This window comes from Calothrix anomala FACHB-343, from assembly GCF_014696435.1.
In the GTDB taxonomy this organism is placed as follows: Bacteria; Cyanobacteriota; Cyanobacteriia; order Cyanobacteriales; family Nostocaceae; genus Aulosira; species Aulosira anomala_A.
The window spans coordinates 13,120-29,565 of the sequence record NZ_JACJQG010000038.1; the positions used below are offsets into that span (position 1 = coordinate 13,120).

Here is a 16,446-nt window from a genome sequence, read left to right on the forward strand (position 1 = left end):
TATTTGTAATTGGCTACTAGGCCTTAAGAAACATATCTCCTGGCATACTACACATTATGCAGGGTAAAAGTTACAATCTTTGCGAAGTTTTACTTAAAAAAGTTACTCTTGGTGTCATTTTGCGAGAAAATCGACAAGTTACAGTGATGTCTTGTTAAATATAATACTTAATGCCAAGGTAATTTCATATTGTGGTGCTATTTTGGTTGCAGGTAATTTTTGATGCTCTATATTTATCTAGCTAACTAAGCGATCGCTTCTGCAAATAGCTTCAATGTTGTGTAACCTACATATAAAGAAACTCCAGATTGTCTCTCAGGATTTCTGGAGCTGTCTGGAGTGGTTACAGATGCTTAATACGAATCAATTTTTACCTGCTTATCGCCCAATGTCTTTAGGGTATATACCGAAGTTGCTGAAATTGGGTCAATGGTCAATGGTCAATGGTCAATGGTCAATGGTCAATGGTCAATGGTCAATGGTCAATGGTCATTAGTTACCCAGCACTAGCTACTGACAACTGACAACTGACAACTGACTAACCCAAAATAAAACCTCGGCCCGATGCGGAAGCCGAGGTGAAAGAAGAAAACTCCGAGATACCCAAATGTCAGATTTTTCTTCTGCGTTGTCGTTGTTCTAAATATTGAGATTTCTTAGCTTTGTAAGCTTATATTAATATATTTAACATATTCTTCATAAAACGTCAATCATTTGAAGTTTTTGTAAAGCCAGACCCCCAATAATGGCTTGGGGGCTATATCTATTGTCATGCTAATGCGCCACCTTAACTTTTATTGAGGCAGGTTGCGGCTGGTGTAGGCATCCGTTGCATAAGCATAAGCAGGAGTGCGTTCAGCATAATCAGTATCTTGCCCTGTAATTGATTTCGCCAACTTTTCAAAAGCATCTGAGCGCCAGTTACGCTCGTGGATGGGCTTGCTTTGCTCTCCCAAAAAATAAGCCAAAGTACCAATAACTGAAGCAGCTACCCAACCCACAACCAATAATGCAATTAAGATAGTCATTTCAAACCTCTACTTAAGCTTTGTAACTTTATGTAAATAAATATAACTTTCTTGTTACAAACATTGCAATATACAAACTAACGTGCATACCGATATTAAAAGTGGGGTAATCCACACCTAATACCAATTCAAAATTCAAAATTCAAAATTCAAAATTCAAAATTAAGAAACCAAACACAACAAGGGTTTGGGGCTGTGCATCTGTCGCAATCATTTTTCAAATTGGTATAAGAGTGCGATTGTGAGCGTGCTTTTAGTCGGATCGGCAATAAAAAAGACAGGCGATACGCCTGTCTGAAAATAAATGAATTCGCAAATCATTTAGAAATTCATTTCAGCCGCTTGGACTTTCTCAACCTGCTTCTTCTTCAAGACGAGCATGACTTGAGCTAGCATCACCAGTGCGATGAATGCAATCAACCATTTAATGCGATTAGCATCTTGCAATACAATTTCTGCATCTCTTTGACCAAATCCACCAACGTTGGGATTATTTGTCAAAGCATCGCCAGATTTTACTGCTTGTCCTTCAGAAACAATTAATTCTGGGCCTACAGGAATTGTCTCAGTGACAACTTCACCAGATTCGGTTTGGATGCTCACTAAATATTGGAGGTTACCCTCGTCATCTTCTTCTTTAGCAATCTTGGTAATGGTACCAGCAGCAGAAGCGTTATAAACGGTGTTATTGCTCTTTTCGCCAGTTGGGTAAACTTGTCCGCGTCCCCGGTTACCACCTACATGCACTGAATATTTACCAAAGTGGATATTTTTATCAGTTGCGGGGTTGGGGGAGAGAACTGGGAAGATTATTTCCTGATACTGTTCGCCAGGTAAGGGGCCGACGATGACGACGTTTTCTTTCTCTTCGCTATAGGCTTGGAAGTAAGTATCGCCAACTTCCTCTTTCAGTTCTTCAGGAATGCGGTCTTCGGGAGCAATTTTGAAGCCTTCGGGGAGCATCAATACCGCACCGACGTTTAAGCCGACTTTAGAACCATCAGCACCTACCTGCTGGACGCTGGTATCGTAGGGAATTTTCACTACAGCTTTAAACACAGTGTCAGGTAGAACTGATTGGGGAACTTCCACTTCTGTCGGCTTTGCAGCTAGGTGACAGTTGGCGCAAACAATTCGCCCAGTAGGTTCGCGGGGGGTTTCTGGATATGTTTGCTGGGCCCAAAAAGGATAGGCAGCAGCAGATTGGGGCAGAGCTAAATCGCTGGTGAAGTAGAATGTCACTGTAGCGATCGCCACGAGCAATACTTTAACTATTGCTCTGGTATTGCGAGTTAACCTCGCGATTATCGAAGCATTTCTCATCTCTATAAGGGCAACGATTCTCTCATGAATTAGTCATTAGTCATTAGTCATTGGTCAATAGTCAATAGTCAATAGTTAATGGTTTACACTATGGACTTTTGACTATGGACTTTTGACTAAAATAATTAAGCCCACCAAGGTTCTTCGCCTGTGCGGAAGTCGGTTTCAGTCCAAGGACTAATGACGACTTTATCGTCTTGTACAGTGGTGTGAGCCAAAGGCAAAGACTTAGGTGCTGGGCCGCGAACAACTTTACCGGTGGCGTCATATTGGGAACCATGACAAGGACATTTGAATTTGTTCTCGGCTACGTTCCAGGGGACAACACAACCTAAGTGGGTACAGATAGCATTAATCCCGTAATCACCTATAGCTTCTTTGCTTTCTACAACAAGATAAGTGGGGTCGCCTTTAAGTCCCTGAACTAGGGCGCGATCGCCTACATTATGGCTTGCTAGAAATTTGCTGACGCTCACATCGTTGCCCAGTTCGTCTTTTGCTGTTGCACCGCCACCAGCGCCACCACTAGCTGGTGGAATAAAATACTTGACCACGGGATACAATGCACCCAGAGCCACTCCAGTGACGGTTCCAAAAGTGAGCAGATTCATGAATTGACGACGCCCCATATCGGGCACGTCTGCTGATTCAGAAAATTGAGCCATAATCTACGCGCTCTTTCGTGTATTTTGTTAAGCATTTTGATAAGAGTACTAGTAGGTGAGCAACTCTTATCTAAGTCGAAATGTTAATGCCCACAAAAATGCCATACTTCTCTGTTCCAAGATATTTCTAGCATCTTTTCTGTTAGCATTACATTTCTTTATATCCTTATCATACTTGAGTTACGGAACTTAACATCATAACTAAATGTAAATTCTAATTGAGACAACCTATGACAGGACAGGAATTACGTCAACTGTTGGTTGATAAATGGGGCTATTCCTACGATGTGCAGCTGCGGCGCTCTCAAGGGAAAATCTTTCTCCAAGTCATGTGGAAATATCTAGAGCAGGCTTCTTTTCCTTTGAGTGAAGAGGAGTACCAGTCCCATCTAGATAGCATTGCCAATTATCTCCATGCTTTAGGAGGAGCATCCCAGGTACAGACATTTATTACACAGACAAGGGAGCGTCCCCGCTTAGGCAAGGCTGTGAGCATTCCCCTTGATTTAGGCGAACGCAGCTCCGAATGGATATTATGACTTGATTGGGCGCAAATTGCACGCTTTTTGCTGTTGAGTTCACCAAAACATCGATTCTGTGAGTTGCTCACCCCCTGCTTTCCGTCCTAGTAGAGAATGAGCGATCGCAAATCCAATGACTATTGGGACTGAACAAAAGTGAGCAATTCGCAGTCCTTGCCAACTTCCAAATAAATTAACTATCCAAGGAAACTGTGCAGGTTTATACATACCTATGCCTGTAAATATAGCGATAAGCAAAATAGGAATAATCGCTGTATATACTAGGCGATGCCAAGCATAAATTAGCCGCTTGGAGTTGTGGCTTTTTTGTAATGCTTTCATATCGTTCCCACCCACAAATCGATGTCGCCAACGACGGGTAATTAAAATATAAACTCCATACCACAATAAATTTACAGAAAAAAACCACATGGCAAAAAAATGCCAGTGTCTACCTCCTGCTAACCAACCTCCTAAGGTAAATATGGGCGGAATATGTAAACCTGCACGTCCGCCAAAAACCGGATTAGCATTGTAAATTTGTAGTCCACTGGTAAGCATAAGAAATAAGCTAATAATATTTCCCGTATGGAAAATCTTAGCCCCTATGGCTTGTTTGGGTAACTTACCTCTTTGCGTGGGAATGGTCGAACTCATAGATATTTGATCTAGCCGCGATTGTCTATTTCCTACCTCCAAAATAATTTCACAACTTGCATCAAATAGCTATAGATCTAATTTTTAAGTAATCTTATTCGCCGCCCCACGTGTCAATTTTACTCCAGCCCAAACAATCAATGGTTGTCCCACAGATTTATAGAGCAAACTCTCCAGAATTAGCCCGTTATTATTAGCTGTTAAAGCTTGATTTATTTGCTTGATAGACTCATAAAAGCCGTTGTACCAGCCTTTATTAGACATGAGATTTCTTTGGACAAAATTAAATAGCTGACGAGTGTAAGCAGTGTTATACAATACATGCCAGCCAATCGCCGCCTTGGTACTCAAAAAGCGTAAATCATGGTGTTTTTCGAGATTTTCTGTAATTGTCGCCCAAGGTTCTTTATTCACAAACAAACTACTGTAAACAAAGTAGGGAGGACGATCTATATAGTCGGCGGTTAATGCTGTTAATTGTTTTGTCGTTAAATAACGAGCTTCTTGGGCGGCTAAAACTCTATCGGCGTAAGCTTTTGGTACAGTTTGAAATCCGGTTTCAATCCCATCGAGAATATAAGGTTCGCTGACAACGTAATTATTCGCTCCCGAATTTTCGTGATTGCGTTCGTCATAGGGTACGCCCTTACCGTAAAGATTTACAAACGCGACATGAGACTGATAATTTAAGGCTTCCTTGACAGGTAGTCCCCAAAGTTTTAACCCAAAGGCAGCATAATTTTCATAACCTAAACGTCCTTCTTGGTGGTACTGTTCTTTACCATTAATTATGGTAGTACCGTACAATTGTCCGTTTTTGGTGAGGCGTTGTACTTGCCAATGCTGCCAAATAGCTTCGGTTTGCTGTTGAAATTGGGGATATTTTGTGCCTAAAATCTTCAGCCAAATGGCCAAGCGTCCGATATCAATGGCTGACCAGCCAATTTCTTGTTTTTGCTCTAGCTGACCGTAATTTATTGGTACTAAAGTTTGAGAATTATAAACTTTGTTAGGTAGTTCGCCTTTATACAAAGGTAGAGATGCTAGAGTTTGCAGCATTCTGCCAATTTTGACTTCAAATTCATATCCAGAGACAAATTTGAGTTCTCTAGCACTAATTAAAGCAGCGATCGCCACCGCTTGATCGGACATGGTCACAGAAGTCACGCCATCAAGGGAATTAACTAAGCCTGTTTGCTCATTCCAGTTGCGTTGGAAATATAACCAAGCTTGATGAGCGATCGCCGTTTCTTCCAGACTTAACGATCCGGCTTGAGGCGCGATATAAGGAGTTTTAGCGATTGTCGCCTGACTAGGACTAATAGGCGTACCTGGTAAGGCTAAGGATTGAGCATCAAATGTGGCAATGGCTTGGGCAGCATTGCCCGTAGTATCAGAGTGAGATGTAGAAATTTCCGTTTTTAGCACAGTATCAGTACTATTAAGCTGGTTGTAATTAATAATTTAGACTAAAAAAGCTATTATAGCTGTAACTCTTATTTACACAGAAGCTTTGATAGATAAGCCTTTGGGTATTGGTTTTACATCATAGAATATATATTAGTTAGCAAGTATGTGTTAAATGCTACTTTTTGCGATTAAATCCGGAATTTCTAGGAGATTACAGCAGAAATTAATACAAATTAATCAAGAAAAGAGTACCGATATCATTACAGTGCATAAATCATTACAAAATTAAACAGGATTTACGCAAAAATTACCAAAAATCTTAATTTATTAACAGGGAACAAGATTTGTATGGCGAGAATAAACTTGGAAACTCAGAGCGGTTATAAGCCTTGATTTTTCGTTTGATATCGAACATGCTCGAAAAAATAAAGTTGGAAACTCTAATTTAATTAGTCATAGATTTGGACTTCGCTACAAATAATAAAGTTGGAAACTGTCACACAGGTATAAGTACTTATCAGTGCCCATTAATTGAGCTTTTGTTTGAGAACATAAAGAGCGATCGCACTCAATCTATATCTACGAGAGAAAATTTTCTGCCATCACTATATCTGGTTCAGATTCTAAAAGCTCACCAGGTTGACAATTCAATACCTTGGAAATCTTGTTTAAGTGTTATGGATTTAGTTTTAGCATTAAATTATACTTAAAAAGCTAGTACAATTGAAAACCAAGCTAATTTTTGACATTTGCTGAATTAACTGCGGTTTTCTTGAGTCTTTCTATCCGGCGTTGGAGAACCTCTACCAGTCCTGAATCTCCCAGGAAAATATAGCCTACTTTTGCTTGACTATAATGCTCCAACGCCTGCTGAGGTTCATTAATCGCAGCATATACCTGCCCTAAACTATACTGAGCTAATGTCCAATCTTCCATATCTTCTAATCCTTGAACTGAGTCGATCGCTTTGAGATAATTGGCTTCTGCTAGACGCACAAGCCCAGTTTGCCAGTAGAGATCGCCTAAAGTACGGTAAATTAGAGACGATTGTTTTCCTTGCTGAATCAAAGATTCTAAAAGCGCGATCGCTTCACTAGTTAAGCTATAAGTTTTGTAGGTATTGGCAGGCAATTTATAAGCAGAAATCACAGATTCAGGTAAAACATAGTTACCATAAAAATTCGCCAAACTTAAAGCAGATGCTTCGTTACTCAAAGGTGTAGGAGAAATCTTAGCAGCTTGCGCTTTGACTAAAGTGGCTTCAGATTGACGTAAGATAACAAACTCTAGGTTAGAAGCCTTTTGCTGACGATTGGGGGCGATATCTTCCTGAGAAGATTTTCCGGTATTGGTGCTGACAATTAGAGAATAAGGTAGTCCAGCCTCTAAAGGCTTACCAGCATAAATGATTTGATTTGCCTTGGTTTTGGTTCTCCACATTAAACCTTTTGGCCCTGTTACCTCAACGTTGTATTCTGTAACTGTAGATACTGGGTTCCAGCGAAGTAGGGGAGTAGCACTCAGCAACAAAGCATGGCGGGGAGTAATTATGTAGGGTATGGAAGCATCAACTCCACCCAAAGTTTCCGCAGCTTGAGAACCTCTAAACTCAGTATTTGCCCACTTAATACAAAGCGAACCCATACCTGATACTATCCCTGCTCTAACCAGTACAGGAGTACCCACACCCGGACATTGAAGATAAACTCTAACTCCTTTGTCTGGAAATATTTGATCGCCTTGATATAACTCCGTTGCGGGGCGAACAGGAAGCCAATCTGTGCGTTTTTCGCGTTGGACTCTCACTTTACCTTTGCCAGCAATAGATTGGATGCGGGCAGTTTGGGCAATAGCAGATAATGGTAGGGTGATGATAGCCAATGTTAGTACCAAAACTGTGAATTTCGGCATTTTCCTGTGATACATTATTTACCTGTCTCCTGGGGTGTTAAACGCTTTTGAGCGATCGCAGCCCATTCATCTTGTTCGGGGATGGTAATATTGGCATACTGGTTGCAAGTTTTCCACTCTGTTAGTGCTGATTTTGGCTCTTTCTGAGCTTCCATCACTTGGGCGAGGAGACAATGAGGAGCAGCTATTTCATACTTTTCTAAGTTAATTTTTGATTGCAAGTTGATTGCTTCTAATAACTTCGCTTCTGAGTCTGGGTAATTTCCTTGCTTAAGTCTTGCCCATCCAAGATTTTTGAGAACTGCATATTTAGTTTTCGTATCCAAGGGTTGTTTTTTCTCTGTATCTAATGCTTTGAGTAATAAAGAAATAGCAGCCGGATAATCTTTTTTCATAATATTAAGTCTTGCCAAATTATTAGTAGCTCCAAGAATGCCTCCTTGAATTGCTAGTTGATATTGAGGGCGAGCTTTATCTATTAGTTGTAAGTCTTCGTAAAGTAGACCTAATTGAAAATGTGCTTGAGCATCATCGGCGTTGAGTTGAATTGCTCGGTTAAATTGTTCTTCAGCGCTACTCCAATCACCATTTTTACGGCTTTCAATTCCGGGATTTGTATAAAATTTTGTGGCAATTTGTGGTAAGGATTGCCGAAGGCTAAAGAAAATACATACTAGTAGTAATGAACCAAATGCACCTAATTCATGCCAATACTTTTCTGGGATATTAATAGCTTTGAGAAAATTTTTGAGGGCTTCTTGTCCGGCTTTTGTGAGTGCGCTCCCTGCTACTAACAAGGTGAGAACACTTTGGGCACTGACTGTAAAGGCTCCAAAAGAATCGGGGCCACCTGTAAGAAAGCGAGGGGCTATATCGCCCATTAAGCCCAAGGACATTGTGAGGAAGGTAACAGAAACAGCACTCCATAGCCAATCAAGGCGATCGCTCCAGGGTGTTGTGGTAGCTCTGAGAAACCACCACCAATAGGCTTCTTTGGGGCTAAAGCTGGCTCGCCAATCAGCAGATTGGGTAAAAGGTGCGATCGCTCCTGCTTGTTTCCTCAAGGTTTCATCGAGTTGGCTCAGTTTTTCTAAGCTTTCCCCAGTGGGAGGAGGTAATTCTGGTGAGGTTTTGCTGTTTTCTATTGCAGCCTGGACGCGATCGCGCGCAATTAGCACATCCAATACCAGAGCAGATAGAGATTGATTATCAGCCGCAGTTCCATTAACAGGTGTTATTGGCGATAATTGATCTGGAGAATTATCTGTGTCTAGTTTCTCAGCTTCTACAGTTGCCAGCAACTTCTCCTTGGCAGGCTGTTCGGTATCTTCAGATTTAGGGGGAGTGATAGCAGATGGCGTTGCTGGCTTTGTGGCTTGCACCAATCTTTGTAAGACAGTCGAATACTGTTCAATTGCCTGTTCTAAGGTTGTGGGAGAAATGTTTGGTTCGGGCATAATCTACAATCCATTACCAATGAGAATAAATGGTGCCCAATAGTAGGGATGGCTGAGATTACGAGAAATGCTTGCATCTTGTCCGCTATTACCTGGTGTTAATCTGACACTGCTGCGGTCTTTATTGTTGTTGTTTTGCTGATTACCTGCAATCATGGTGAGTTGTGCTTGCCGTAGAGCTTCTGTTTTAGTTATCTTGCCAGTGGCGAGATTTTGATAAAGATATCGCATTAATTGGCTGGTACTAGCATCATTCACTAACCACAGAGAAGCAATCACAGATTTAGCGCCACTGGTAAGAAAGTAGTAGCTCAAGCCAGATACTTCAATACCTTCTTTATCTTCTCCACCCCGCGCCGTTTCACAGGCAGATAGCACTACTAGATGAATTCCACCTAAATCAGTTAAGGTTTTCACTTGGGGAATTTTGAACGGATTACCATCTCCTAAAAGTAGAAAAGAATCATCTGGGTTTTGAGAAATAAATTGAGCGTGGGTAGCAACATGTAAAATCCGATGATCGATTAGATATTTAAAAGCATCTTTGGTGAAATCTTTGTTGATTAAAGACAAACCTGGATAAATACCATTGGGATTGACTTGACTGCGGATAATGCCATTAATTTCATCTTGAACATTTGGGAGTGATTTGAAATCGCCAACCTGCTCAGATAAACCTAAAGCCAGTACAGGATCGTTATCAATTTTGGGCGAAAGTCTATCGCTGGTGTCGGTTAACCCCGCAGTCAAAATTGTCGAAGTATTGAACGATTCAATTAAATATTTTTTACCGTCAAACAGCGCCGCCATTGGGATGTAGCGGGTGGAACGGTCAAGAGAAAACACCAAATTCTGAATATGATTACTGTCTAACTCGGCTCGTAACGGTGCAACTAACCACTGATAAAGTTTTTGGCTGACTTTTTGTAACTCTTTGACATCTCCTGGCTGTTCCAGCAATTGCCGAAACTCCACAACTGTTGTAGCTAGTTCCTTGCGTCCTACTGGTACAACTTTGCTGTTAAAAACAACTCCTTGTTTCCCGGCTTGAGTACCCCAAACCAGCCAGAGTTTATCTTCCAGCACTAAGGGATAAATTAACACCGTCTTGGGTTGGGATTGAACTACTTTTTGGGCTGCAACTGTGAGTTCTTCTTGCTGAATTTGAGCCGGATCTCTTTGGCGTTGTTGCTTGGCTAAAGCTCTGAGTTTGTCTGCTTCCTTGTTAAATTCTGCATTAGCTTGATCCCGTAAAGCTCGCAGTTGCTCGCGTTCTGAGCAATAGGGGGGTTTGCGTTCGCATTCAGTTAGTTTTAGGCCCAGATTCACCAGATTATTGTAAGGTGGAACTACACGCGATTCCACCGGAGTTAGGGGACTGCCTTGAGTTTCGCCACCTGCTCTAGTATCTCTGGTATAGTCTCGCAGTTCTTGAATTTTTAATAGTTCCAAGACTTGTTGGGCTTCGAGAACTCGTCCTTGGGAGAGTAACAAGTCAGCTAAACTGCGATAACTATTTGCCACAGTTTGAGTATATGACTCTTGCTGCTCACGGGGTAATGTACGGATATCCTGTCGGATACCTTCACGCACATTCACTGATTGTTTGTAGAAGACAATGGCTAATTCTAGTTCTTTGTGTTTTTCTAGTGTTAAGCCAATGTTAGCTAGTGTAAGTCCTTCTCCTGCGCGATCGCCGATTTCGCGAAAAATAGCCAGAGACTGCTGGAAGAACTCGATGGCTTTGGCATATTGCCCCAGGTAATTGTAAGCATTGCCCAGATTCATCAGCGAGTTGGATTCGCCATTTTTATCGTCGATGTCGCGCATAATCACCAGAGACTGCTGGTAGAATTCGATGGCTTTGGCATATTGCCCTAGGAATATATAATCATTGCCCAGATTCATCAACGAGGAAGCTTCGCCATTTTTATCGCCGATATCGCGCACAATCACCAGAGACTGCTGGTTAAACTCGATGGCTTTGGCATATTGCCCTAGAAATATATAAGCAGTGCCCAAATTATTCAGCGAGGAAGCTTCGCCATTTTTATCGCCGATATCGCGCACAATCACCAGAGACTGCTGGTAGAACTCGATGGCTTTAGCATATTGCCCTAGGTAATTGTAAGCATTGCCCAAATTATTCAGCGAGGAAGCTTCGCCATTTTTATCGCCAATATCGCGTCTAATCACCAGAGACTGCTGGTAGAACTCGATGGCTTTAGCATATTGCCCTACGGATCTATAAGCATTGCCCAGACCCATCAGCGAAGAGGCTTCGCCATTTTTATCGCCGATATCACGAAAAATTACCAGAGACTGCTGTAAGAACTCGATGGCTTTGGCATATTGCCCTAGAAATATATAAGCAGTGCCCAAATTATTCAGCGAGGAAGCTTCGCCATTTTTATCGCCAATATCGCGTCTATTCACCAGAGACTGTTGTAAGAACTCGATGGCTTTGGCATATTGCCCTAGGGATATATAAGCATTGCCCAGATTCATCAACGAGGAAGCTTCGCTCTTTTTATCGCCGATATCGCGAAAAATTACCAGAGACATCTGTAAGAACTCGATGGCCTTGGCATATTGCCCTTGGGATTGGTCAACAGTGCCCAGATTCATCAGCGACTTAGCTTCGCCATTTTTATCGCCGATATCGCGAAAAATCACCAGAGACTGCTGGTAGAACTCGATGGCTTTGGCATATTGCCCTAGGTAATTGTAAGCATTGCCCAAATTATTCAGCGAGGAAGCTTCGCCATTTTTATCGCCGATATCGCGAAAAATTACCAGAGACTGCTGGTTAAACTCGATGGCTTTGGCATATTGCCTTAGGGATATATAAGCAGTGCCCAAATTATTCAGCGAGGAAGCTTCGCCATTTTTATCGCCGATATCGCGCACAATCACCAGAGACTGCTGTAAGAACTCGATGGCTTTGGCATATTGCCCTAGGTAATTGTAAGCATTGCCCAGAACCATCAGCGAGGAAGCTTCGCCATTTTTATCGCCGATATCGCGCACAATCACCAGAGACTGCTGTAAGAACTCGATGGCTTTGGCATATTGCCCTAGGGATATATAAGCATTACCCACATTCATCAGCGAGGAAGCTTCGCCATTTTTATCGCCGATATCGCGAAAAATTACCAGAGACTGCTGGTTAAACTCGATGGCTTTGGCATATTGCCCTAGGGATATATAAGCATTGCCCACATTCATCAGCAACTTAGCTTCGCCATTTTTATCGCCAATATCGCGAACAATCACCAGAGACTGCTGGTAGAACTCGATGGCTTTGGCATATTGCCCCAGGTAATTGTAAGCATTGCCCACATTCATCAGCGAGGAAGCTTCGCCATTTTTATCGCCAATATCGCGAACAATCACCAGAGACTGCTGGTTAAACTCGATGGCTTTAGCATATTGCCCTAGGTAATTGTAAGCATTGCCCAGACTCATCAGCGAGGAGGCTTCGCTATTTTTATCGCCGATATCACGAAAAATTACCAGAGACTGTTGTAAGAACTCGATGGCTTTGGCATATTGCCCTAGGTAATTGTAAGCATTGCCCAGAACCATCAGCGAAGAGGCTTCGCCATTTTTATCGCCAATATCGCGAAAAATCACCAGAGACTGCTGGTTAAACTCGATGGCTTTGGCATATTGCCCTAGATAATTGTAAGCATTGCCCAGATTCATCAACGACTTAGCTTCGCCATTTTTATCGCCGATATCGCGAAAAATCACCAGAGACTGCTGGTTAAACTCGATGGCTTTGGCATATTGCCCTAGGGATATATAAGCATTGCCCAGATTTCCTAGCGACTTAGCTTCGCCATTGCGATTTTTCAGTTCTCGATAAATTGCTAACGCCTGTTGCCAAGATTGAATAGCCGCTTGATATTGACTGATATAAAATTGTTGGCGTCCTTGCTGCAATAGCCTGTCAGCCTCTGCTGTTTTGTCTTGGCTCGTCTGTGCTTGTACTGAGTTAGAGAGGGGATAAACGTAAGTTAGCAACAGTGAGGGAATCAGCGCCAGCAGCAGTTGCAATGTGAATAAGCCAACCAGCTTGAGTTTGAAAGACATTGCATTTAATACCAATAAAATTACTAGTAATTTTATTTACATTATATCTTAAGTGGGCTTTAGTTGTGTTATGCTGTCGCTCACACAGTTCCTGATTTACAACCCATTGCCAATAAGAATAAATGGTGCCCAGTAGTAAGGGTGACTGAGATTGCGAGAAATGCTGGCAGCTTGTCCGCTATTTCCTGGTGTAAATCTCACACTACTTCGGTCTTTGCTGTCGCTGCTTTGGTTCTTACCTGTAATTAGGGCAATCTGAGCCTCGCGGATGGCTTCAGCTTTGGTGATGTTGCCTGATTTCAGCCGTGCATATAAAGTATCCATCAAAGTTTGAGTACCGCCATCATTCACTTCCCACAAAGAAGCAATCGAAGCTCTAACTCCTGTGCGCTGGAGTTGGTAGCCAAACCCCAGTATTTCCAAACCAGTACCCAGTTCTCCACCCAGCGCTGTTTGGCAAGCACTCAGTACCACCAGGGTAACATCGGGCAACTTCCACTCCTCAATTTCTTTGAGGTTAATCCGATTTCCATCACCCATAAGGATAAAAGAATCTTCCGGCGCACCTTTAACAAAAACAGCATGGGTTGCCATGTGAATAATGCTGTAATTTTTAATTTGGGATAAGATGGCATCCCGGTTAAAAGCTTTGTCAAAGAGTTTGGTAGTGTTAGGAATTGCTGCACCTAATCCCTCAACTTCCGTCTTCGCAAAGCGCAATCCTTGAAAGTCGTAGGTTTGACCTGCTACCTGAACACTATAGCTACCTTGTGTAAATGCTCCTGCCAAAACACGAGGAGCGTTAGTAGGTTCAGGCTCAAGTTTAGTCAATGCTAAAGCAGTCAGGTAGTTGATTTGATAGCGTTGGGTCAGCCATTGCTTACCGTCATAGAGTGCAGCTAAGGGAATATAGCGCATTTGACCGTCAGGTGCATAGATAATTGTCTGCACATCTGCTTGTTGAAGGTCGCTTTCAATTGGCTTAATCAAATGCTCATAAAGCTTTTGGGAGGATTGCTTAACCTCAGAATTGGGATTTTGCAAATCTTGACGGAAAGTTTGAATCATTTTTTCTAGTTCCGTCCGTTTTATTGCCACCGAACGACGAATTGGTGGTTTCCCAGGGGGTAACAGCACTAATTCTAGGCGATCGTCCAAAACCAGGGTATAGAATAGGGCGATGCGTTTTCCTAAGCGCTGCAATCGGGTTTGCAGGTCTTGATAAGCGGGTAAGCTGAGATTTTGCTGTGGGGCAGTTTGTTGTATTTGTTGAGATAGAGCTACCACAGCAGGACTTTTGAGAAACTCGCTCATCTTTTGGTTAGTCTGCGCCTGGATTTTTTCAATTTCCTGAAGGCGTTGCTGTTGAGTAGGAGTGCGATTTTGCAGTTTGCGGAGGTCGGCTAGTTCAGCGCCCAGTCGAATGGATGGAGTTTGAATATCTGTATAGTCTTGTAAGATTTTTTGTTCTTGTGGGAATAACTCAATTCCTTTTACAGTTCTCTCGTTGCCTTGTACATTGCGTAAGTAGTCCTGTAGTTCTTGAACTTTGAGCAAGTCTAGAACTTGCAATGCCTCCATTACTCTATTTTTTTCGAGTAAGAGTGAAGCTAGATCGCGATAGTTTTGAGCAATAAGATTTCTAGTATAAGAAAATTGATCTTCGCGGGGTAATGTACGAATATCTTGCCGGATATTTTCACGCACATTCACTGACTGTTTGTAGAAAACAACTGCTAATTCTGACTGCTTTTGTTTTTCTAGTGTTAAGCCAATGTTAGCTAGTGTAAGTCCTTCTCCTTCGCGATCGCCGATATTACGTTTAATCACCAGAGACTGCTGGTAGAACTCAATGGCTTTGGCATATTGCCCTAGGAACAAGTAAGCATTACCTAGATTATTCAGCGAGCTGGATTCGTCATTACGATCACCGATATCACGCTGAATGCTCAGAGACTGTTGGTAGAACTCGATGGCCTTAGTATATTGCCCTAGGGACAAGTAAGCACTGCCCAGACTTCCTAGGGAGTTGGATTGACCTTGAAGATTGCCGATATTGCGTTTAATAGCCAAAGACTGCTGGAAGAACTCGATGGCTTTGGCATATTGCCCCAGGGATCTGTAAACACTGCCTAGACCCATCAGTGAAGAAGCTTCGCCATTCTTATCGCCGATATCACGCTGAATACTCAGAGACTGCTGGAAGAACTCGATGGCTTTGGCATATTGCCCTAGGGATTTGTAAGCAGTACCCAGATTATTCAGCGAGTTAGATTCCCCATTTTTATCGCCGATATCGCGGTAAAGGTTCAGAGACTGTTGGTAAAACTCGATAGTTTTGGCATATTGCCCTAGATAACTGTAAGCAGTGCCCAGATTTCCTAGCAAGGAAGCTTCACCATTCTTATCGCCGATATTGCGTTTAATAGCCAGAGACTGTTGGTAAAACTCGATAGTTTTGGCATATTGCCCTAGATAACTGTAAGCATTGCCCAGATTTCCTAGCGAGGAAGCTTCGCCATTCTTATCGCCGATATCACGCTGAATGCTGAGAGACTGTTGGTAAAACTCAATGGCTTTGGCATATTGCCCTAGATAACTGTAAGCATTGCCCAGATTTCCTAGCGAGGAAGCTTCGCCATTCTTATCGCCGATATTGCGTTTAATAGCCAAAGATTGCTGGAAGAACTCGATGGCTTTGGCATATTGCCCTAGAGATCTGTAAGCACTGCCCAGATTATTCAGCGACTTGGCTTCGCCATTCTTATTGCCGATATCGCGCTGAATGCTCAGAGACTGTTGATAAAACTCAATGGCTTTGGCATATTTTCCTAAGGAACTGTAAGCATTGCCCAGATTATTCAGCGAGTTAGATTCACCATTCTTATCGCCGATATTGCGGTAAATGCTCAAAGACTGTTGGTAAAATTCGATGGCTTTGGCATATTGCCCTAGCAATCTATAGGCAATGCCCAGATTATTCAGCGAGTTGGATTCACCATTCTTATCGCCGATATTGCGGCAAATGCTCAGAGACTGCTGGTAAAACTCAATGGCTTTGGCATATTGCCCTAGGGAAGTGTAAGCACCACCCAGATTATTTAACGATTTGGCTTCGCCTTGGTGATTTTTAAGTTCTCGATAAATTGCTAACGCCTGTTGCCAAAATTGGATAGCCGCTTGATATTGACTAATATTAAATTGTTGATTTCCTTGTTGCAAAAGCCTATTAGCCTCTGCTGTTTTGTCTTGGCTCGTCTGTGCTTGTACTGAGTTAGAGACGGAATAACCGGAAGTTAATAGCAGTGAGTGAATAAGCGTCAGCAGCAGCTGCGATGTGAATAAGCCAACTAGCTTCCCTTTAAAAGACATTGCA

Annotated in this window: 11 protein-coding genes and 1 pseudogene; 2 read left to right on the top strand and 10 right to left on the bottom strand. The window is 42.3% G+C overall.

The window, feature by feature from the left end; translation table 11 throughout:
- Positions 1-349: 349 nt before the first annotated feature.
- Positions 350-496, top strand: a complete 147-nt coding sequence (locus tag H6G08_RS21020) for a hypothetical protein (protein WP_190546415.1) — start codon at positions 350-352, stop codon at positions 494-496.
- A 298-nt stretch (positions 497-794) separates the two neighbouring features.
- Here the strand turns inward: H6G08_RS21020 and H6G08_RS21025 are convergent, their stop codons facing one another.
- From H6G08_RS21025 to petC, 3 genes are all read right to left on the bottom strand, one after another.
- On the bottom strand, positions 795-1,028 hold the full coding sequence (locus H6G08_RS21025) for a photosystem II protein, Psb35-related (RefSeq protein ID WP_190546417.1): 234 nt from the start codon (positions 1,026-1,028) through the stop codon (positions 795-797).
- A gap of 321 nt (positions 1,029-1,349) precedes the next feature.
- Positions 1,350-2,351, bottom strand: coding sequence for a cytochrome f (petA, locus tag H6G08_RS21030; RefSeq protein WP_190546419.1), 1,002 nt, complete (start codon positions 2,349-2,351; stop codon positions 1,350-1,352).
- 125 nt (positions 2,352-2,476) lie between these two features.
- Complete coding sequence (petC, locus tag H6G08_RS21035) at positions 2,477-3,016, bottom strand: cytochrome b6-f complex iron-sulfur subunit (RefSeq protein ID WP_096646536.1); 540 nt, start codon at positions 3,014-3,016, stop codon at positions 2,477-2,479.
- 230 nt (positions 3,017-3,246) lie between these two features.
- Here petC and H6G08_RS21040 point away from each other — a divergent pair, with 230 nt between their 5' ends.
- Positions 3,247-3,555 (top strand): DUF3067 family protein, encoded by a 309-nt coding sequence (locus tag H6G08_RS21040; RefSeq protein WP_190546421.1) that lies wholly within the window; start codon positions 3,247-3,249, stop codon positions 3,553-3,555.
- Positions 3,556-3,594: 39 nt separating this feature from the next.
- On the opposite strand, the gene H6G08_RS21045 is transcribed toward H6G08_RS21040, so the two are convergent.
- The 7 genes and pseudogenes from H6G08_RS21045 to H6G08_RS21075 form a co-directional block, all read right to left on the bottom strand.
- Positions 3,595-4,194: a cytochrome b/b6 domain-containing protein gene (locus H6G08_RS21045; protein ID WP_190546423.1), complete on the bottom strand. Its 600-nt coding sequence runs from the start codon at positions 4,192-4,194 to the stop codon at positions 3,595-3,597.
- A gap of 84 nt (positions 4,195-4,278) precedes the next feature.
- Positions 4,279-5,622: a DUF3131 domain-containing protein gene (locus tag H6G08_RS21050; RefSeq protein ID WP_190546425.1), complete on the bottom strand. Its 1,344-nt coding sequence runs from the start codon at positions 5,620-5,622 to the stop codon at positions 4,279-4,281.
- Positions 5,623-6,183: 561 nt separating this feature from the next.
- Positions 6,184-6,273, bottom strand: a pseudogene (locus H6G08_RS38735) (helix-turn-helix domain-containing protein); the annotation flags it as partial.
- A 66-nt stretch (positions 6,274-6,339) separates the two neighbouring features.
- Positions 6,340-7,515 carry a tetratricopeptide repeat protein gene (locus tag H6G08_RS21060; RefSeq protein WP_190546427.1) on the bottom strand — a complete coding sequence of 392 codons (1,176 nt, stop codon included), beginning with the start codon at positions 7,513-7,515 and terminating at the stop codon, positions 6,340-6,342.
- Positions 7,516-7,529: 14 nt separating this feature from the next.
- A complete protein-coding gene (locus H6G08_RS21065) occupies positions 7,530-8,972 on the bottom strand; it encodes a tetratricopeptide repeat protein (protein WP_190546429.1) in 1,443 nt (480 codons plus the stop codon).
- Between the two features lie 3 nt (positions 8,973-8,975).
- The gene (locus tag H6G08_RS21070) at positions 8,976-13,070 is read right to left on the bottom strand and encodes a tetratricopeptide repeat protein (RefSeq protein ID WP_190546430.1); all 4,095 of its coding nucleotides are present in this window, start codon (positions 13,068-13,070) and stop codon (positions 8,976-8,978) included.
- A gap of 96 nt (positions 13,071-13,166) precedes the next feature.
- Positions 13,167-16,442 (bottom strand): CHAT domain-containing protein, encoded by a 3,276-nt coding sequence (locus tag H6G08_RS21075; protein WP_190546432.1) that lies wholly within the window; start codon positions 16,440-16,442, stop codon positions 13,167-13,169.
- Positions 16,443-16,446: the final 4 nt, after the last annotated feature.